Consider the following 18,961-nt stretch of genomic DNA (forward strand, 5'->3'; position numbering starts at 1 on the left):
ATTCTCCTAGGATCGAATCAAGTGACCGCTGGCCGCCAGTGGCTGGCCGTCCAGTAATGCACCCTGTTCGCCAAGACGCAAGCGCCCTTCAGCGAACCAGCGCACCGCCAGTGGGTAGATCAGGTGTTCCTGATGGTGTACCCGCTGTGCCAGGCTTTCGACGGTGTCATCAGACGCCACCGGTACCACAGCCTGTACGACCAGTGGGCCGCCATCGAGTTCCTCAGTCACGAAGTGTACGCTGCAGCCATGCTCGGCGTCGCCAGCTTCCAATGCCCGGCGATGCGTATGCAGGCCCTTGTACTTGGGCAGCAGCGACGGGTGGATGTTGAGCAGGCGGCCCTGATAGTGGCGCACGAAGTCGCCACTGAGGATGCGCATGAAACCGGCCAGCACGACCAGGTCCGGGGCAAAGCCGTCGATGCGCGCCATCAGCGCGGCATCGAAGGCTTCACGGCCGTCGAACTGGGTGTGGTCGAGCACGACGCTGTCGATGCCGGCCGCTGCGGCGCGTTGCAGGCCGTAGGCATCGGCGCGGTTGGAAACCACCGCGCGGATACGCACCGGGCTGTCCTGCCCTTGGCAACTGTCGATCAGGGCTTGCAGGTTGCTGCCGGAGCCCGACAGCAGTACCACTACATTGCAGGTCTTGCTCGGCATCAGTGTGCCTTGAGGTTCTGCAGCTCGACCTGGGCAGCGCCTTCGGCGGCTTCGGCGATATGGCCGATTACCCACGGTTGCTCACCGGCGGCGCGCAGTTCGTTCAGGGCGGCTTCGACCTGGTCCTGGGCCACGCAGATGACCATGCCCACGCCGCAGTTCAGTACGCGGTGCATTTCGTGCTCGTCGACGTTGCCCTTTTCCTGCAGGAAGTCGAACACCGCCGGGCGCTGCCAGCTGGCCACGTCAACCACGGCCTGGGCGTTTTTCGGCAGTACGCGCGGGATGTTGTCCAGCAGGCCGCCGCCGGTGATGTGGGCCATGGCCTTGACTGCGCCGGTGTTCTTGATCAACTGCAGCAGCGGTTTGACGTAGATGCGGGTCGGCGCCATCAGCAGGTCGGTCAGCGGCTTGCCGTCCAGCTGGGTGTTCTCGATGTCGGTAGCCGACACTTCGAGGATCTTGCGGATCAGCGAGTAGCCGTTGGAGTGCGGGCCCGAGGACGGCAGGGCGATCAGCGCGTCACCGGTGGCAACCTTGGAGCCGTCGATGATTTCGGCCTTTTCCACCACGCCTACGCAGAAGCCGGCCAGGTCGTAGTCTTCGCCTTCGTACATGCCAGGCATTTCGGCGGTTTCACCACCGACCAGCGAGCAGCCGGCCAGTTCGCAACCGGCGCCGATGCCGGTGACCACAGTGGCAGCCACGTCAACGTTCAGCTTGCCAGTGGCGTAGTAGTCGAGGAAAAACAGCGGCTCGGCGCCGCACACGACCAGGTCGTTGACGCACATGGCGACCAGGTCCTGGCCGATGCTGTCGTGCTTGTTCAGGTTCAGCGCCAGGCGCAGCTTGGTGCCGACGCCGTCGGTGCCGGAGACCAGCACCGGCTGCTTGTAGCCGGCCGGGATCTCGCAGAGGGCGCCGAAGCCGCCCAGGCCACCCATGACTTCAGGGCGTGCGGTGCGTTTTGCCACGCCCTTGATGCGTTCGACCAGTGCTTCGCCGGCGTCGATGTCTACACCGGCGTCCTTGTAGCTCAGGGAGGGTTGCTTGCTCATTGATCCAGGCCTTTAGGAGGGAGGGATTCTTAAAAACGACCATGACGGCCAAGGCCGGCTGATAAGCGGCGGCGGTCTGAAACGTCAGTGGTCTGTGAAGGCGCGCGATTTTATCAGGGTTGCCGGGCAGCGGCCATCCTCAGGCCGACGGGCAGGGCGGTAATTGTTGAAAAAAGCTGGAGGGTGGTTGATGCGGTTGCATGTGTATAAGCTGCAAGCTACGAGCTTCAAGCTGCACGACAATGCAGCCTGGCACTCGGCCTGCTTTTTCTTGCAGCTTCAAGCTTAAGGCTTGAAGCTCGACTGGACAGGAATCCTCCATGCGGTTGTTCAATATTCTGGCAGCCGGTTGCCTGGCCCTGATCTCGGCCACTGCCCTGGCTGAAAATGTCCCCGGCCTTTATCAGGTGCGCGAACCGGTCACCGGGCCGGGCGCCGAAGCCCGTACGGCAGCCACAGTCAAAGCCCTGGACACGTTGGTGCAGCGTCTGACCGGTGACCCTAAGGCCGTGCAGAGCCCTGCATTGGCCGAGCTGCGCAAGGACCCACAGCAAATCATCAACCAGGTAGGCAGCGAAGCCGGCCCGCCCGAGTCGGTAGTGGTCGAGTTCGACCCAGGTAGCACCGAACGGGCTTTGCGCAAGGCTGGCCTGGCGCTATGGGGCAGTAACCGGCCCTCGATACTGGGGTGGTGGTTGAACGACACCGTTGAGGGCAGCAACCTGGTCGGTGATGGCCAGGCCAGTGCCCAACCCCTGCGCCGCGCCGCCCAGCACCGTGGTCTGCCGTTGCGCTTGCCGCTGGCCGACTTGCAGGAGCAACTGGTCGCCAATGCCAAGCAGATCGAAGGCAACGATCCGGCGCCGCTGCGCGACGCTTCCGAGCGCTACGGCGCCGATGCTTTGCTGGCGGTACATGCCCAGGAAGCCGACGGCAAGTGGCGGGGCAAGTGGCAGCTGTGGCTGGGCGACCAGCGTGAGCAGGGCACTGCCGAGGGCGCCGACCAGGCCGCCTTGGCTGACGCGGTGATGATGGCGGTAAGCAGCCGCCTGGCGCCGCGCTACGTTACCCGGCCGGGAGCCAGCAGCCAGTTGCAGGTGCAAGTGCAAGGCATGAACCTGCAGCGCTATGCCGAGCTGGCCCGCGTGCTGGAGCCCTATGGCCCACGCTTGCAGGCGGCTGAAGGCACTACCCTGACCTACGGGGTTACGGGCAATCGTGAACAGCTACGTGCCCAGCTTGGCCTGGCCAAGCTGCAGGAAGTGCCGGTCGAACAGGCACCGCCGGTGCCGGCCATGCCAGCACCGGCAGTGGACGCCGCTGCCGGGCAGCCCGCGCCTGCGCAGCCAGCACCCAAGCCGTTCGACGGCTTGCGTTTTCGCTGGTAAGGGGCGCTTACCGTGACTGACATGCGTCGCTGGATCTGGCTGGGCGCTGCACTGCTGATCGCTGTGCTGCTTTATAGCCTGCACAATATTCTTACGCCGTTTCTGGTCGGCATCATGCTGGCCTACCTGGCCGACCCGCTGGTCGATCGTCTCGAGCGCCTGGGGCTTTCGCGTACCTGGGGTGTGGTGGTGGTGTTCGGCCTGTTCACCCTGTTGCTGTTGGCGTTGTTGCTCGTGCTTGTGCCGATGCTGGCCAAGCAGTTGGTGCGCCTGTACGAGTTGGCGCCGCAGATGCTCGACTGGCTGGAGCATGTCGCGCTGCCGTGGGTACAGGGCCGCCTTGGCCTGGCCGATGGTTTCTGGAAGTTCGACAAGATCAAGGCAGCCATCGGCGCGCACATGGGGCAGACCACCGATATCGTCGGCATGCTGCTGTCCCAGGCCACTGCCTCAAGCCTGGCGTTGGTGGGCTGGTTGGCCAATATGGTGCTGATCCCGGTAGTGGGCTTCTATCTGCTGCGCGATTGGGACTTGATGATGGGCAAGCTGCGCGGCCTGCTGCCGCGCCAGCGCGAGCCGCAAGTGATGGGCCTGGCAGGTGAGTGCCATGAAGTGCTGGGGGCATTCGTGCGCGGGCAACTGATGGTGATGCTGGCCCTGGGCGTCATCTATTCAGCCGGCCTGATGCTGGTGGGGCTCGAACTCGGTCTGCTGATCGGCATGCTTGCAGGCCTTGCGGCCATCGTGCCGTACATGGGCTTCATCATTGGCATCGGTGCCGCGCTGGTGGCCGGCCTGTTCCAGTTCGGTGGCGACCTGTACCCGATGCTTGGCATCGTTGCGGTGTTCATGGTCGGGCAGGCGCTGGAGGGTATGGTGCTGACTCCTCTGCTGGTGGGCGATCGCATCGGCCTGCACCCTGTTGCGGTGATCTTTGCCATCCTCGCCGGGGGTGAACTGTTCGGCTTCACCGGTGTGCTGCTGGCGCTGCCGGTGGCGGCGGTGATCATGGTGCTGCTGCGGCATGTGCATGACCTGTACAAGGAGTCGGATATGTACGCCGGGAATATCGACCCGGAGCTTTGAACGCCCCGAGCGTGGTTTGTCCTGCATCCGCCGCTCGCTTGTGCAGCGCAACTTGTTGATTTTGCTTGCCCTATCTGCAGTCGAGATTGTGCGCCCCGCGTTGCGGGTATAGACTTTGCAGATTGTTCACCAAAGGCCCCCAGCGGTCCCGTCGACCGCCCGCGAGCATGAAACCACCGATCCAGTTGCCCCTGGGTGTGCGCCTGCGCGATGACGCCACCTTCATCAACTACTATCCGGGCGCCAATGCTGCGGCATTGGGTTACGTCGAGCGGCTATGCGAAGCCGACGCCGGCTGGACCGAGAGCCTTATCTACCTGTGGGGCAAGCAGGGTGTTGGCCGTTCCCACCTGCTGCAGGCCGCCACCCATCGCTTCCAGCAACGTGGCGAGCCCGCTGTCTACCTGCCGCTGGCGCAATTGCTCGACCGTGGCGTGGAACTGCTCGACTACCTGGCCCAGTACGAACTGGTGTGCATCGACGATCTGCATGTGATCGCCGGCAAGGCGGATTGGGAAGAGGCCATGTTCCACCTGTTCAACCGCCTGCGCGACAGCGGCCGACGCTTGCTGCTGGCTGCCTCGGCATCACCGCGTGAGCTGCCGATCAAGCTGCCGGACCTGAAGTCGCGGTTGACCCTGGCGCTGGTGTTCCAGATGCGTGGCCTGTCCGACGAAGACAAGCTGCGCGCCTTGCAGCTGCGAGCTTCGCGCCGTGGCCTGCACCTGACCGACGAAGTCGGCCATTTCATCCTCACCCGCGGCGCGCGGAGCATGAGCGCGTTGTTCGACTTGCTCGAGCGCCTCGATCAGGCATCGCTGCAGGCACAACGCAAGCTCACCATTCCTTTTCTCAAGGAAACCCTCGGCTGGTAACCCCCTGAAAACCCTGGGCCAGAGCGGTAAAACAAAAAAGTCACATCTTTTTCGATAAAATTTGCAAATGGCCATGATAGAGGGCATAGTTTCACCCTTCTAAAGGATTACAGACACGGTCGTGCCCATGCTGAAGCGCTTCGCACCCCTCGTGCCACTCGCACTCGTGACCCTGCTTTTTGGCTGCGCGGCCCAAGGCCCGGTATCTCAGCCTCAGGATCACACCCCGATCACTGCACAATCGGCAATCAACGCCAAAGCCTCTTCCTCGTCGGTATTCGGCGAGCCGGAAGAGCTGGCCACCGAAGATGACCTGGCGTCTTTCTCCGGCAGCAAGCCTTACCAATTGCCGGTTCTGGCTGACAGCATTCTCGAGCGCGGCATGTCGTTGATCGGCACCCGCTACCGCTTCGGTGGTACCTCGGAAAAGTCCGGCTTCGACTGCAGTGGCTTCATTGGTTACCTGTTCCGCGAAGAAGCGGGCATGACGCTGCCGCGCTCCACGCGTGAAATGATCAACGTCGATGCGCCGAAAGTTGCCCGCAACAAGCTCAAGCCAGGTGACTTGCTGTTCTTCAGCACCAATGGCCGCGGCCGGGTAAGCCATGCCGGCATCTACCTGGGTGACAACCAGTTCATCCACTCCAGCAGCCGCCGCAGTGGTGGTGTGCGCATCGACAGCCTCGGTGATCGTTACTGGAGCAAGACCTTCATTGAAGCCAAGCGAGCCTTGGCCATGGCGCCGACCAACATCGCGCGCAACTGATATCAAAATGATGTACCCTGCCGCGGCGGTGATGCTTTGAAAAAAAGCACACCGCCGTGCGCATTTACAGAAAGCGTCTAATCTAAATTCTCAACTCTTTTCGGCTGCAGCGCAGCGGTCTCAGACAGGATGTTCTGGCCATGGTAAAGATGGCGCGCTTCGCATTTCTCTCCTTGGCAGCCTTGCTGGCTGCATGCTCCAGCCGTGCGCCTGCGCCGGCCCCTGTGGTACAGCCGCAGGTTACCTATAGCCAGCCCAGTCCTTCACCGATTGCCGATGACGTGTTGATCCGCGCCATTGGTCTGGTTGGCACGCCCTATCGTTGGGGCGGCAATACGCCGGACTCCGGCTTCGACTGCAGCGGTCTGATCAAGTATGTGTACCGTGATGCTGCTGGCATCAGCCTGCCGCGCTCGACGCGAGAGATGATTGTCATGCGCGCACCGACGGTGGATGTCAGTTCGCTGCAGTCTGGTGACCTGGTGTTCTTCGCCACCAGTGGGGGCTCGCAGGTCAGCCATGCCGGCATCTATGTCGGGGACGGGCGCTTCGTGCATGCACCTTCCACCGGTGGCACCGTGCGCCTGGACTACCTGTCAAACAGCTACTGGGCCAAGGCCTACCTGCAGGCCAAGCGGGTGATTCCGCAAGGGCATCTGGCACAGAACCCTTGATATCCATGCCTGTTTAGCGGCCCCCTCGAGCTCGGGGCCGATACCGGCTGCCTGGATTCAAGGTGTTTTGCTCACCTGCCAGACCACCCGCTTCGATTGACGCTCCCGGTGCAACCCTCTAACCTTCGCGGCGTGTTTCAGGTGCCCTGCCAGCCCCGACTGGGCAGGGTGAAACTGGGAAGCCGGTGGGCGCCAGCATGGCGCGATTCCGGCGCTGCCCCCGCAACGGTGGATGAGTAAAAGGCCGCGCAGGGCCACTGGATGCCAGCATCCGGGAAGGCGCGCAGGCCAGGGCCAAGGCCCACTCACAAGCCCGGAGACCGGCCTGATACTGCCAACGGCATCACGGAGGGTGATGCGCGGTGCACCGTGGCGCCCAGCCATGGCCTCTGCGCGTTCTCCGTTTGCCTGCCTATTACCTGTCGCCGCGCATTGCCGTGGTGCCAGCCAGCGGAGAACCCTGATGAGCGATTCCACCGAACGCGACGAACGCCACCTGGCGCGCATGCAGCGCAAGAAGGCGGTCATCGACGAACGCATCGCCAATTCCCCTAACGAATGTGGCCTGCTGCTGGTGCTGACCGGCAATGGCAAGGGCAAGAGCAGTTCGGCCTTCGGCATGCTCGCGCGCGCCTTGGGCCACGGCATGCAATGCGGTGTGGTGCAGTTCATCAAAGGCCGCAACAGCACCGGTGAGGAGCTGTTCTTCCGTCGCTTCCCCGAACAGGTGCGCTACCACGTGATGGGCGAGGGCTTTACCTGGGAAACCCAGGACCGCCAGCGTGACATCGCTGCTGCGCAAGCCGCCTGGGCGGTGTCGCGCCAGCTGCTGCAGGACCCGGGTGTACAGTTCGTGGTGCTGGACGAGCTCAACATCGCCCTCAAACATGGTTACCTCGATCTGAACCAGGTACTGTCCGACATTCAGGCCCGCCCGCCCATGCAGCATGTGATTGTCACTGGCCGCGCTGCGAAGCCCGAGATGATCGAACTGGCCGACACCGTGACCGAAATGGGCATGCTCAAGCACGCCTTCCAGGCCGGTATCCGCGCACAGAAAGGCGTCGAACTGTGAGTCGATCGCGGCACTGCCCCGCCGTGTTGATCGCGGCGCCGGCCTCTGGCCAGGGCAAGACTACCGTCACTGCTGCGCTGGCCCGCCTGCACCGCAACCTCGGGCGCAAGGTGCGGGTGTTCAAATGCGGGCCCGACTTTCTTGACCCGATGATTCTCGAACGGGCCAGTGGCGCGCCGGTGTATCAGCTGGATCTGTGGATGATCGGTGCCGAGGAAAGCCGTCGTCTGCTGTGGGAAGCTGCTGGCGAGGCTGACCTGATCCTCATCGAAGGGGTGATGGGGCTGTTCGACGGCACCCCGTCAAGCGCCGACCTGGCGCGCCACTTTGGCGTGCCGGTGCTGGCGGTGATCGACGGCACAGCCATGGCCCAGACCTTCGGCGCCCTGGCCCTGGGCCTGGCGCGGTACCAGGCCGATCTGCCGTTCGCCGGCGTGCTGGCCAATCGGGTAGGCAGCCTGCGTCATGCGCAACTGCTTGAAGGCAGCCTGACCGAGGGCTTGCGCTGGTATGGCGGCTTGTCCCGCGAGCGCGGCATCGAACTGCCCAGCCGCCACCTGGGCCTGGTGCAAGCCAGCGAGCTGAATGACCTGGACACCCGCCTGGACGCTGCCGCCGAAGCGCTGGGCGCCAGTTGCGATGCGGCGTTGCCGCCGCCAGTAAGTTTTGCCGAGCCGGAACCGCAAGCCTGCGTTGCCTCGCTGGCCGGTGTGCGCATTGGCGTGGCGCGGGACGAGGCGTTCGCCTTCATCTATGGCGCTAACCTCGACCTGTTGCGCAACCTGGGTGCTCAGCTGGTGTTCTTCTCGCCGCTGCACGACCACGAACTGCCGGCGGTAGACAGCCTGTATCTGCCGGGTGGTTATCCTGAGCTGCATCACCATGCGCTGGCCGCCAACGCACCGATGTGCGAGGCGATCCGCGCCCACCACGCGCAGGGCAAGCCATTGCTGGCCGAGTGCGGCGGCATGCTGTACCTGCTCGATGCCCTGACTGACGTGGCCGGTGAACGTGCCGAACTGCTCGGCCTGCTGCCGGGGGAGGCCACCATGCAGAAGCGCCTGGCTGCCCTGGCGCTGCAGGCGGTGGAACTGCCGGAGGGGACCTTGCGCGGTCACACCTATCACCATTCGCTGACCAGCACTGCGCTGGAACCGATTGCCCGGGGTCTGAGCCCCAACGGCGGGCGTGGCAACGAGGCGGTTTATCGTCTGGGCCGGCTGACGGCCTCTTACGTGCACTTCTATTTCCCTTCCTGCCCGGATGCGGCGGCGGCGCTGTTGCGACCATGAATGATCACGCCTATAGCGACGCCGAGCGCGCCGCCATTTACCGGGCCATCGGCGAGCGCCGCGACATGCGCCATTTTGCGGGTGGCCAGGTGGCACCCGAACTGCTTGGCCGCTTGCTGGCCGCCGCGCATCAGGCACCCAGTGTCGGGCTTATGCAGCCGTGGCGATTTATCCGCATCACCCAGCGTGACCTGCGCGGGCGCATCCAGGCCTTGGTGGAGGCGGAGCGGGTACGCACGGCCGAGGCGTTGGGCGAGCGATCCGATGCCTTCATGAAGTTGAAGGTGGAGGGCATAAACGATTGTGCCGAGCTGCTGGTGGCGGCCTTGATGGACAACCGCGAGCCACACATCTTCGGCCGCCGCACCCTGCCGGAGATGGACCTGGCCTCGCTGGCTTGTGCCATCCAGAACCTGTGGCTGGCCGCGCGTGGCGAAGGGCTGGGCATGGGCTGGGTGTCGCTGTTCGACCCGCAGGCGCTGGCCGCGCTGCTGGGCATGCCCGCCGGGGCCAAACCGGTGGCGGTATTGTGCCTTGGGCCGGTCGCCGAGTTCTATCCGGTGCCGATGTTGGTGCAGGAAAGCTGGGCCGAAGAGCGGCCCCTGAGTGAAATGCTTTACGAAAACCAATGGGGAGAGCGTCAATGAGCGTGGCCTTGCTGACCGTGGCCGGGGTGGCCCTGGACGCTTTGCTGGGCGAACCACAGCGCCGCCACCCCTTGGTGGCGTTCGGCAACATGGCCGGCAACCTGGAGCGCCGCCTGAATGCGGGCGGGCGCGGCTGGCGCAGCCACGGCGTGAGCGCGTGGTTTCTGGCGGTGGTGCCGCTTACTCTGGTGGCGCTGGTCCTTTCGTGGCTGCCGTATATTGGCTGGCTGGTTGACGTGCTGGCGCTTTACTGCGCCGTGGGGCTGCGCAGCCTGGGCGAGCATGTGCTGCCGGTGGCCAACGCCTTGCGCCAGGGCGACCTGGCGGAGGCACGGCACCGCGTTGGCTACCTGGTCAGCCGCGAAACGCGCGAACTGGACGAGCCAGCAGTGGCCCGAGCGGCGACCGAGTCGGTGCTGGAGAACGGCAGCGATGCAGTGTTCGCCGCGTTGTTCTGGTTTGTGGTGGCCGGTGCGCCCGGTGTGGTGCTGTACCGCCTGAGCAACACGCTGGATGCCATGTGGGGCTACCGTAACGAACGTTTCGAGCGTTTTGGCTGGTGTGCGGCGCGCATCGACGATGTGCTCAACTATATACCTGCAAGGCTGGTGGCCCTGACTTATGCACTGTTGGGCAAGACCCGTCTGGCCCTGACCTGCTGGCGCAAACAGGGCCCGCTGTGGGACAGCCCCAACGCCGGGCCGGTGATGGCTGCCGGCGCTGGTGCGTTGGGCGTGACGCTTGGTGGCCCTGCGGTGTACCACGGCGAACTGCATGAGCGGCCGCGTCTGGGCGAGGGGCCAGTGGCCGATGCCGATGCCATCGAGCGCGGCTGGCAGCTGGTGCAGCGCGGCGTGTGGCTGTGGCTGCTGATGATTTGCCTGGGGGCCTATATCAATGCTTGAACATGGTGGCCGCCTGTTACGCGCGGTGCAGCAATACGGTATCCCCCGTGAGCAGTGGCTCGACCTGTCCAGCGGCATTGCGCCCTGGCCATTTCCTGTCCCGCCGATTCCCGTCGACGCCTGGGCCCGCCTGCCGGAAACCGAGGACGGCCTGGAGGACGCCGCGCGCGCGTATTACGGCGCCCGCCAGTTGCTGCCGGTAGCCGGCTCCCAGGCCGCTATCCAGGCCTTGCCGCTGCTGCGCACAACCGCCCGGGTAGGCGTGCTGACGCCGTGCTATGCCGAACACCCTTATGCCTGGCAACGGGCGGGGCACCAACTGCTGGCGCTGGATGAGGCGCAAGTCGAAGCTGCGCTCGACGGCCTCGATGTGCTGGTGCTGGTGAACCCCAACAACCCGACCGGCCAACGGGTGTCGCGCGAACGCCTGCTGGCTTGGCATGCTCGCCTGGCTGCGCGCGGTGGCTGGCTGCTGGTCGACGAAGCATTCATGGACAACACCCCGGCGGACAGCGTGGTGGACTGCGCCGAACGCTCGGGGCTGATCGTGCTGCGCTCGTTTGGCAAGTTCTTCGGCTTGGCCGGCGTGCGCCTGGGCTTCGTTGCCGCCGAACACAGCTTGCTGCTGCGCCTGGCCGAGCTGCTCGGCCCCTGGACCGTCAACGGCCCGACCCGGGTGCTGGCCCAGGCCAGCCTGACCGATCTAACTGCCCAGCGCGCGCAGGCCGAACGCTGTGCTGCTGCCGGCCAGCGGCTTGCGCACGTGTTGCGCAGTGCCGGCCTGGCGCCCAGTGGTGGCTGCGACCTGTTCCAGTACGTGCGAAGCGAACATGCAGCGCGGCTGCATGAATTTCTCGCCCGGCGCGGCATCCTTGTAAGGCTGTTCGAACAGCCAGCGGCCGTGCGCCTGGGGTTGCCTGCCTGCGCGGCGGACGAACAGCGCCTGGCCCAGGCCCTGGCGGCTTATCAGAAGGAAACGGCGGCATGACGACCCTCATGGTGCAAGGCACCACCTCCGACGCAGGCAAGAGCACACTGGTGACCGCATTGTGCCGCTGGCTGTTGCGCCAGGGCGTCGCTGTGGTGCCATTCAAGCCACAGAACATGGCGCTGAACAGCGCGGTGACGGCTGATGGCGGTGAAATCGGTCGTGCCCAGGCGGTGCAGGCCCAGGCCTGCCGGCTACAACCGCACACCGACATGAACCCGGTGCTGCTCAAGCCCAACAGCGACACCGGCGCCCAGGTCATCATCCACGGTCGGGCGGTCACCAGCATGAATGCAGTGGCCTACCACGACTATAAAACCACTGCCATGCAAGCGGTGCTGGCGTCTCACCAACGCCTGAGTGCCGCGTACCCGGTGGTCATGGTCGAGGGTGCGGGGTCGCCGGCAGAGATCAACCTGCGTGCCGGCGATATCGCCAACATGGGCTTTGCCGAAGCGGTGGATTGCCCGGTGATCCTGGTGGCCGACATCAACCGCGGTGGTGTGTTCGCCCACCTGGTGGGCACGCTGGAATTGCTGTCGACCACTGAACAGGCGCGGGTCAAAGGTTTTGTCATCAACCGCTTCCGTGGCGATATCGCTCTGCTGCAGCCAGGGCTGGACTGGCTGGAACAACGCACCGGCAAACCGGTACTGGGCGTACTGCCTTACGTTACCGACCTGCACCTTGAAGCCGAAGACGGTATCGATGTGCGCCAAGGCGTCAAGCACGCGCGTGTGCTCAAAGTGATCGTGCCAGTGCTGCCGCGTATCAGCAACCACACCGATTTCGACCCGTTGCGCCTGCACCCGCAGGTGGACTTGCAGTTCATCGGCCCTGGCCAGCCGATTCCGGCTGCCGACCTCATCATCTTGCCGGGCTCCAAGAGCGTGCGTGCCGACTTGGCACAACTGCGCGAGCGCGGTTGGGACAAGGCCATCGAGCGGCACCTGCGCTATGGCGGCAAGCTGATCGGTATCTGCGGTGGCCTGCAGATGTTGGGGCGGGAAGTGCATGACCCGCTGGGGCTGGAAGGGGCTGCGGGCTCAAGCCAGGGGCTCGGCCTGTTCGACTATGCCACCGTGCTCGAAGCCGAGAAGCAACTGCGCAATGTGGCCGGCACGCTGAGCCTTGAAGCGGCAACGGTAACCGGTTACGAAATTCATGCTGGCGTTACGACGGGGCCTGCGCTGGCGCAACCCGCGGTCCAATTGGTAGATGGCCGCCATGATGGTGCTGTCAGTGCCGATGGCCAGATCCTCGCCACCTACCTGCATGGCCTGTTCGAAGGCAGCCAGTCGTGTGCCGCGCTATTGCGCTGGGCCGGGCTGGAGGATGTGCAGGTTATCGACTACGAAGCGTTGCGCGAACACGACATCGAGCGCCTGGCCGATCTGGTGGAGAAGCACCTGGACACCGCGCAGTTGCGCCAGCTGTGTGGGGTGGCCTGACATGCGTAACCTGATTCTCGGTGGCGCCCGGTCTGGCAAAAGCCGCCTGGCCGAACAGTTGGCCAGTACCAGCGGCTTGCCGGTGACCTACATCGCCACCAGCCAGCCGCTGGATGGCGAAATGAACGAACGCGTGTTGCTGCATCGTCAGCGCCGGCCGGATGACTGGGGGTTGATCGAAGAGCCCTTGGCCCTGGCCGCGGTACTGCGCGCCGAAGCGGCCGAAGGGCGCTGCCTGCTGGTGGATTGCCTGACCCTGTGGCTGACCAATTTGTTGATGCTGGAAGATGACCAGCGCCTGGCCGAGGAGCGGGATGCCCTGCTGGCATGCCTGGAACAGTTACCTGGCATCCTTATCCTGGTCAGTAACGAAACCGGCCTGGGCGTCGTGCCCATGGGCGAGCTGACCCGGCGCTATGTCGACCTGGCCGGCTGGCTACACCAGGCCGTGGCCGAACGCTGTCAGCGTGTCGTGCTGACCGTGGCCGGCCTGCCCTTAATCCTCAAAGGACCTGCACTATGACCCAAGCCTGGTGGCGTGACGCCTGCCAACCCCTCGACAACGCCGCCATGGACCAGGCCCGCGCCCGTCAGCAGCAACTGACCAAACCTGCTGGCTCGCTCGGTCAACTTGAAGCGCTGGCGATTCAGCTGGCTGGCCTTCAGGGGCTTGAACGACCAATGCTGGATCAGGTAGCCATCAGCATTTTTGCCGGCGACCACGGCGTGGTCGAAGAGGGCATCTCGGCCTACCCGCAGGCGGTGACCGGGCAGATGCTATGTAACTTCGTCGGCGGGGGCGCGGCGATCAGTGTGCTGGCGCGGCAACTGCAGGCCAGCCTGGACGTGGTCGACCTGGGCACCATTGACGCGCAGCTGGAACTGCCCGGCGTGCGCCATCTGCGCCTGGGCACCGGTACTGCCAACTTTGCCCGTCAACCCGCAATGACCGAAAACCAGCTGCAAGCGGCCTTGCAGGCCGGTCGCGACAGTGCCCGGCGCGGCGCCGAACAGGGCGCACATCTGTTCATCGGTGGCGAGATGGGCATTGGTAACACCACAGCCGCCGCAGCCTTGGCCAGTGTTCTGCTGGGATGTCCGGCGTCGGAGCTGAGCGGCCCTGGCACCGGCCTGGACAACTCCGGGGTGCAGCACAAGGCTGAAGTCATCGAGAGGGCGCTGCGCTTGCATGGCCTGCGTGCTGAAGACCCGTTGCAGGCACTGGCATGTGTTGGCGGTTTCGAGATCGCGGCGTTGGTCGGTGCCTACATAGGTTGTGCGCAGGCGGGTGTCGCGGTGCTGGTGGATGGCTTTATCTGCAGTGTCGCTGCGCTCGTGGCAGTGCGCCTCAACCCGCAGTGTCGGGCCTGGCTGTTGTTCGCTCATCAGGGCGCTGAGCCCGGGCACAAGGCCTTGCTTGCTGCGCTGCAGGCCGAGCCCTTGCTGGCCTTGGGCTTGCGCCTGGGTGAGGGCAGTGGCGCTGCCCTGGCAGTGCCGCTGTTGCGCCTGGCCTGTGCACTGCATGGGCAGATGGCGACCTTCGCCGAGGCCGCGGTGGCGGACCGCCCGGCATGATCCTCGACTTGCTGCGCCATGGTGAAACGGAACAGGGCGGCCTGCGTGGCAGCCTTGATGATGCCTTGACCGACAAGGGCTGGGCACAGATGCGCCGCGCGGTGGCCGACGGCGGCCCATGGCAGGTACTGGTCAGCTCGCCGCTGCAACGCTGTGGGCGTTTCGCCGATGAGTTGGGTGAGCAGTTGAACCTGCCAGTACAGCGTGAGCCCGCCCTGCAGGAACTGCACTTCGGTGATTGGGAGGGCCAAAGTGCCGCGCAGATCATGGAGCACCAGGCCGATGCACTGGGCCGTTTCTGGGCCGACCCTTACGCCTTCACACCGCCCAATGGCGAGCCGGTCGAGGCGTTTGCCGAACGGGTGCTGGCGGCTGTCGAGCGTTTGCGCCTTCAGCATGCCGGCAAGCGCGTGCTGCTGGTCACCCATGGTGGCGTGATGCGGCTGTTACTGGCCCGTGCCCGTGGCTTGCCCAGGGAGCAGTTGCTGCAGGTCGAGGTTGGCCATGGCGCGTTGATGCGGCTGGTGCCGGGTGGCGATGGGCAACTGGTCGAGGCGCCCTGAGATGTTGCCGTTCTGGATCGCCCTGCAGTTTCTCAGCAGCCTGCCGGTGAGCCTGCCGGGCATGCCGGCACCGCGTGAGGTAGGGCGTTCGCTGCTGTACTACCCGCTGGTCGGGCTGCTGTTCGGCTTGCTGCTGTGGTTGGCCAGTCATCTGCTACAGGGTACGCCGTCGCCGCTGCATGCGGCTTTGCTGCTGACGTTGTGGGTATTGCTCAGTGGTGCCTTGCACCTGGATGGCCTGGCGGACAGTGCCGACGCCTGGCTAGGTGGTTTCGGCGACCGTGAGCGCACCTTGCGGATCATGAAAGACCCGCGCAGTGGGCCGATTGCCGTGGTTACCCTGGTCCTGGTGTTGTTGCTGAAGTTTTGCGCATTGTGGGTGCTGATCGGGCAGGGCATCGGGGCGCAATTGCTGCTGGCGCCGTTGATCGGGCGGGCGGCGATGTTGGGCCTGTTCCTTTGTACACCTTATGTGCGACCTGGCGGGTTGGGCCAGGCGTTGGCCGAACATATGCCCCGGCGCGCAGCGGGGTGGGTATTGCTGGTTTGTGGGCTGTTCTGCCTCTTCCTGGGCGGATGGAGCGTGCTGCTGGCGCTGGCGGTGTTTGCCTGGTTGCGGCATCTGATGTGCCGGCGCCTGGGCGGGACCACCGGTGATACCGCCGGTGCGTTGCTGGAGCTGCTGGAATTGGCCGTCGTACTCGGGTTGGCCCTGGGGCTTTGAGCGCTTGACCTGGACGGCCCTTTAGCGGCTGCTTTGCGGTGCTTTCGCAGCACGCCATAGGTGTGGAGGCGGCAGTAACTTCCGGCAACGGTCCGGTAGCGCCTGCATCTTCTATGTCGGCGTATCCTCAGCCTCCCCCAAGCAACCAGGTAAGCTCCCGTGCGTCACTGGATCTTTGCCAGTCTATTGGTCCTGTCCACCCTCCCAGCCACTGCTGCAGATCTCATGGCGTTCTGGGACACCCCACGCCACGGCGGCAACAGCTTCAACCGGCTGCCACCCGATCAAGCCTACTTCGATGCGCTGAGGGGGTACGGCGCCACATGGGTGCGGCTGTCGTACGACAAATGGCAACCGGTGAAACGTGATTTCCTCCTCGGCAGCGCCGATACCTATGAAGGCCTGCCCGACGCCGACCTGGCTGTGCTGCGTGCCACCCTCGACCGGGCGCACCAGGCGGGGCTCAAGGTGGTCATCGTGCCACTCTCGCTACCGGGTATGCGCTGGTCGCAAAACAATCTGGGCCAGTTCGATGATCGCCTGTGGCAAGACAAACGCTACTGGTCCCAGGCTGCGGCGTTCTGGCGAGATATGGCGCGCGAACTGAAAAGTCATCCGGCCATCGCGGCCTACAACCTGATCAATGAGCCCGCACCGGAGAAACAGGGTGGCCTGGCTGAACATGCCGAACTCGGGCAGATGCAGCAGTGGTATGCGCAAGCGCAGGGCGGTGCGCGCGATCTGCCCTTGCTGTACCGGCAACTGATAGCGGCAATACGCGAAGAAGACGCTGACACGCCGATCATGGTCGATGCCGGCTGGTATGCAGGCGCAGACGCGTTCGGCTACTGGCCGGCGCCGCAGGAAGACCCGCGAGTGCTGTACAGCGTGCACATGTATGAGCCCTATGCCGCAACCAGTGCGCCGAACATGGCGCGCAAACAGCCCATCGCCTATCCAGGCCCCGTATCTTTTGCCGGGCAGACACAGCTGTGGGATGGGCGGCGAATTGAAGGCTACTTGCGCCAGCCGCTGGCATGGGCCGAGGCCATGGAGCTACCGCTTTCTCGTCTGGTGGTGGGCGAGTTTGACTGCATGCGCAGGCTGCCGGGTTGTCGGCAGTACCTTGAAGATGTGCTCGTCGTGCTTGATCGTAACCGGTTGCACTGGGCGTTCTATAGCTTCCGTGAAGACAACTGGGATGGCATGGACTACGAACTGGGTACGGCGAAGGTGCCGTGGCGCTACTGGCAAGCGGTCGAGCAGGGCGCGCCAGACCCCTTGGTGCGCAAGGCCACGGTTGAGTTCGAGCCGATCCGCAGGCGCTTGAACCCGGACTGACGCTTCTCTATCCCTTGTGAAACTTCTTGCAACACTCAGTACGCGGGTATATACACGTATCCATGCTGACCAGTGAATGCATCTGTACCCATCTGCGTCGTGCCGCCCGCGGGGTGAGCCGGCATTACGACGAAGCCCTTGCCGGCTTCGGGGTCAATGTCGCCCAGTTTTCCCTGCTGCGGCACCTGCAGCGGCTCGACCGACCCAGTATCACAGCATTGGCCGAAGCCATGGGTCTCGAGCGCAGTACCCTGGGCCGCAACCTGCGTGTGCTGGAGGCGGATGGGCTGGTAGCACTGGGCGAGGGCGACGACCAGCGTAACCGCGTGGTGCTGTTGACCGCGGCGGGTAAGCAACTGTTGCACGTTGCCCACCCGGCCTGGGAGCAGGCCCAGAAAGAGCTGGTTGAACGGCTCGGGGTGGGGCAGCGGGATGAATTGGTGCGACTGCTGGAACAACTGGCCTGATTTGATACGACTATAAGCGGGTATATACCCGCAAACCTTGCGATGTGCTGGAGATAACGACAATGACTTCGGTGTGGCGAACCAGCGGATGGGTGTTGGTGGGGGCGGCCTTGATACTGGCGCTGTCTCTGGGCGTACGGCACGGCTTTGGCCTGTTTCTGGAGCCGATGAGTACTGATTTTGGCTGGGGGCGTGGGGTGTTTGCCTTCGCCATTGCCCTGCAGAACCTGATCTGGGGCCTGGCGCAGCCGTTCGCTGGCGCCTTGGCCGACCGGCTTGGCGCGGCGCGGGTGGTCATCATCGGCGGTATTCTCTATGCCATCGGCTTGATCTTGATGGGCTTGGCTGATTCGCCTTGGTCGTTGTCGCTGAGTGCGGGCTTGCTGATCGGCATCGGCCTGTCCGGCACGTCGTTCTCGGTCATCCTCGGTGTGGTCGGGCGTGCAGTGCCGGCCGAAAAGCGCAGCATGGCGATGGGGATCGCCAGCGCCGCCGGGTCGTTCGGCCAGTTCGCCATGTTGCCGGGCACCCAAGGCCTGATTCAGTGGCTGGGCTGGTCGGCAGCGTTGCTGGTACTGGGCCTTTTGGTAGCGTTCATCGTGCCTTTCGTCTGTCTGCTGCGCGATCGCCCGTTACCCAGTCACGGTGCCGAGCAGACCCTGGGCCAGGCGCTGCGCGAGGCGTGCACGCACTCCGGCTTCTGGTTGCTGGCACTGGGCTTTTTTGTCTGTGGCTTCCAGGTCGTATTCATTGGCGTGCACCTGCCGGCCTACCTGGTTGACCAGCACCTGGCTGCGACCACCGGTACGACAGTGCTGGCCCTGGTCGGCCTGTTCAACATCGTCGGTACCTTCACCGCTGGCTGGTTGGGCGGGCGTATGTCCAAGCCGCGCCTGCTGACCGGGTTGTACCTGCTGCGTGCGGTGGTGATCGTGCTGTTCCTGTGGGCGCCGGTGAGCGAGTTCAGTGCTTACCTGTTCGGCATTGCCATGGGCCTTCTGTGGTTGTCCACGGTACCGCTGACCAATGGGACCGTGGCCACGGTGTTCGGGGTGCGCAACCTGTCCATGCTGGGCGGTATCGTGTTCCTGTTCCATCAGTTGGGTGCGTTCCTGGGGGGCTGGCTGGGTGGGATAGTGTATGACCGCACCGGTAGCTACGACCTGGTCTGGCAGATTTCCATCCTGCTCAGCTTGCTGGCCGCTGCCCTTAACTGGCCGGTGCGCGAACGCCCGGTTTCACGCCTTCAGGCCCAGGCTGTATGAACCGCTACCTGATACGCGGCCTGTTGGCTATTGCCGCCCTGTTGCTGCTGGCACTGGTGTGGTGGGGCTGGCATCAGGGTGGGATGGCGCTGATGCAACTGGGCATGAGTGTGTGTTAGGCGCTACCCTGCAAGCTCAAGGATTGTCATGCGGGAGAAACG

The 18,961-nt window shown here is 64.4% G+C and carries 21 protein-coding genes and 1 riboswitch; of the genes, 19 read left to right on the forward strand and 2 right to left on the reverse strand.

The features are described 5' to 3' along the window. Positions 1-6 precede the first annotated feature (6 nt). Together purN and purM are read right to left on the reverse strand one after the other, a co-directional pair. Positions 7-660, reverse strand: coding sequence for a phosphoribosylglycinamide formyltransferase (purN, locus tag ACF8FG_RS17080; protein ID WP_318078174.1), 654 nt, complete (start codon positions 658-660; stop codon positions 7-9). Then, positions 660-1,718: a phosphoribosylformylglycinamidine cyclo-ligase gene (gene purM / locus ACF8FG_RS17085; RefSeq protein ID WP_003252437.1), complete on the reverse strand. Its 1,059-nt coding sequence runs from the start codon at positions 1,716-1,718 to the stop codon at positions 660-662. Before purM ends, purN begins: the two co-directional genes overlap by 1 nt. 320 nt (positions 1,719-2,038) lie before the next feature. Here purM and ACF8FG_RS17090 point away from each other — a divergent pair, with 320 nt between their 5' ends. The 19 genes from ACF8FG_RS17090 (at position 2,039) to ACF8FG_RS17180 (ending at position 18,919) form a co-directional block, all read left to right on the forward strand. After that, positions 2,039-3,106 carry a DUF2066 domain-containing protein gene (locus ACF8FG_RS17090; protein ID WP_014592101.1) on the forward strand — a complete coding sequence of 356 codons (1,068 nt, stop codon included), beginning with the start codon at positions 2,039-2,041 and terminating at the stop codon, positions 3,104-3,106. Positions 3,107-3,118: 12 nt separating this feature from the next. Then, positions 3,119-4,192: an AI-2E family transporter gene (locus ACF8FG_RS17095; RefSeq protein WP_014592100.1), complete on the forward strand. Its 1,074-nt coding sequence runs from the start codon at positions 3,119-3,121 to the stop codon at positions 4,190-4,192. A gap of 167 nt (positions 4,193-4,359) precedes the next feature. After that, positions 4,360-5,067 carry a DnaA regulatory inactivator Hda gene (hda, locus tag ACF8FG_RS17100; protein ID WP_003252443.1) on the forward strand — a complete coding sequence of 236 codons (708 nt, stop codon included), beginning with the start codon at positions 4,360-4,362 and terminating at the stop codon, positions 5,065-5,067. 127 nt (positions 5,068-5,194) lie between these two features. Further along, a complete protein-coding gene (locus ACF8FG_RS17105; protein WP_003252444.1) occupies positions 5,195-5,833 on the forward strand; it encodes a C40 family peptidase in 639 nt (212 codons plus the stop codon). Positions 5,834-5,973: 140 nt separating this feature from the next. Continuing rightward, positions 5,974-6,507: a C40 family peptidase gene (locus ACF8FG_RS17110; protein WP_014592098.1), complete on the forward strand. Its 534-nt coding sequence runs from the start codon at positions 5,974-5,976 to the stop codon at positions 6,505-6,507. Positions 6,508-6,629: 122 nt separating this feature from the next. Next, positions 6,630-6,851: riboswitch (cobalamin riboswitch) on the forward strand. Between the two features lie 119 nt (positions 6,852-6,970). After that, the gene (gene cobO, locus ACF8FG_RS17115; RefSeq protein WP_070384240.1) at positions 6,971-7,582 is read left to right on the forward strand and encodes a cob(I)yrinic acid a,c-diamide adenosyltransferase; all 612 of its coding nucleotides are present in this window, start codon (positions 6,971-6,973) and stop codon (positions 7,580-7,582) included. After that, positions 7,579-8,874, forward strand: a complete 1,296-nt coding sequence (locus ACF8FG_RS17120) for a cobyrinate a,c-diamide synthase (RefSeq protein WP_010952727.1) — start codon at positions 7,579-7,581, stop codon at positions 8,872-8,874. The genes cobO and ACF8FG_RS17120 overlap by 4 nt, the downstream gene beginning before the upstream one ends. Further along, positions 8,871-9,521 (forward strand): 5,6-dimethylbenzimidazole synthase, encoded by a 651-nt coding sequence (gene bluB, locus ACF8FG_RS17125; protein ID WP_010952728.1) that lies wholly within the window; start codon positions 8,871-8,873, stop codon positions 9,519-9,521. The genes ACF8FG_RS17120 and bluB overlap by 4 nt, the downstream gene beginning before the upstream one ends. Next, on the forward strand, positions 9,518-10,426 hold the full coding sequence (gene cbiB, locus ACF8FG_RS17130) for an adenosylcobinamide-phosphate synthase CbiB (RefSeq protein WP_019436755.1): 909 nt from the start codon (positions 9,518-9,520) through the stop codon (positions 10,424-10,426). Before bluB ends, cbiB begins: the two co-directional genes overlap by 4 nt. Beyond that, complete coding sequence (gene cobD, locus ACF8FG_RS17135; protein ID WP_019436756.1) at positions 10,419-11,414, forward strand: threonine-phosphate decarboxylase CobD; 996 nt, start codon at positions 10,419-10,421, stop codon at positions 11,412-11,414. Before cbiB ends, cobD begins: the two co-directional genes overlap by 8 nt. Next, the gene (locus ACF8FG_RS17140) at positions 11,411-12,865 is read left to right on the forward strand and encodes a cobyric acid synthase (protein ID WP_076403617.1); all 1,455 of its coding nucleotides are present in this window, start codon (positions 11,411-11,413) and stop codon (positions 12,863-12,865) included. The genes cobD and ACF8FG_RS17140 overlap by 4 nt, the downstream gene beginning before the upstream one ends. 1 nt (position 12,866) lies before the next feature. Then, positions 12,867-13,388 (forward strand): bifunctional adenosylcobinamide kinase/adenosylcobinamide-phosphate guanylyltransferase, encoded by a 522-nt coding sequence (gene cobU, locus ACF8FG_RS17145; RefSeq protein WP_318078184.1) that lies wholly within the window; start codon positions 12,867-12,869, stop codon positions 13,386-13,388. Beyond that, entirely contained in the window at positions 13,385-14,440 is a 1,056-nt protein-coding gene (cobT, locus tag ACF8FG_RS17150) for a nicotinate-nucleotide--dimethylbenzimidazole phosphoribosyltransferase (RefSeq protein WP_318078186.1), read from the forward strand. Before cobU ends, cobT begins: the two co-directional genes overlap by 4 nt. Then, positions 14,437-15,003: a histidine phosphatase family protein gene (locus tag ACF8FG_RS17155; protein ID WP_076403615.1), complete on the forward strand. Its 567-nt coding sequence runs from the start codon at positions 14,437-14,439 to the stop codon at positions 15,001-15,003. The genes cobT and ACF8FG_RS17155 overlap by 4 nt, the downstream gene beginning before the upstream one ends. Position 15,004: 1 nt before the next feature. Beyond that, a complete protein-coding gene (locus ACF8FG_RS17160; protein ID WP_019436761.1) occupies positions 15,005-15,727 on the forward strand; it encodes an adenosylcobinamide-GDP ribazoletransferase in 723 nt (240 codons plus the stop codon). 225 nt (positions 15,728-15,952) lie between these two features. After that, positions 15,953-17,068, forward strand: coding sequence for a glycoside hydrolase family 5 protein (locus tag ACF8FG_RS17165; RefSeq protein ID WP_392518992.1), 1,116 nt, complete (start codon positions 15,953-15,955; stop codon positions 17,066-17,068). Between the two features lie 62 nt (positions 17,069-17,130). After that, on the forward strand, positions 17,131-17,535 hold the full coding sequence (locus ACF8FG_RS17170; protein ID WP_014592088.1) for a MarR family winged helix-turn-helix transcriptional regulator: 405 nt from the start codon (positions 17,131-17,133) through the stop codon (positions 17,533-17,535). Between the two features lie 62 nt (positions 17,536-17,597). Further along, a complete protein-coding gene (locus tag ACF8FG_RS17175) occupies positions 17,598-18,800 on the forward strand; it encodes an MFS transporter (protein ID WP_019436763.1) in 1,203 nt (400 codons plus the stop codon). Beyond that, positions 18,797-18,919 (forward strand): hypothetical protein, encoded by a 123-nt coding sequence (locus ACF8FG_RS17180; protein WP_010952738.1) that lies wholly within the window; start codon positions 18,797-18,799, stop codon positions 18,917-18,919. Before ACF8FG_RS17175 ends, ACF8FG_RS17180 begins: the two co-directional genes overlap by 4 nt. Positions 18,920-18,961 lie beyond the last annotated feature (42 nt).

The organism is Pseudomonas sp. YQ_6, from assembly GCF_043103245.1.
Lineage (GTDB): Bacteria > Pseudomonadota > Gammaproteobacteria > Pseudomonadales > Pseudomonadaceae > Aquipseudomonas > Aquipseudomonas alloputida.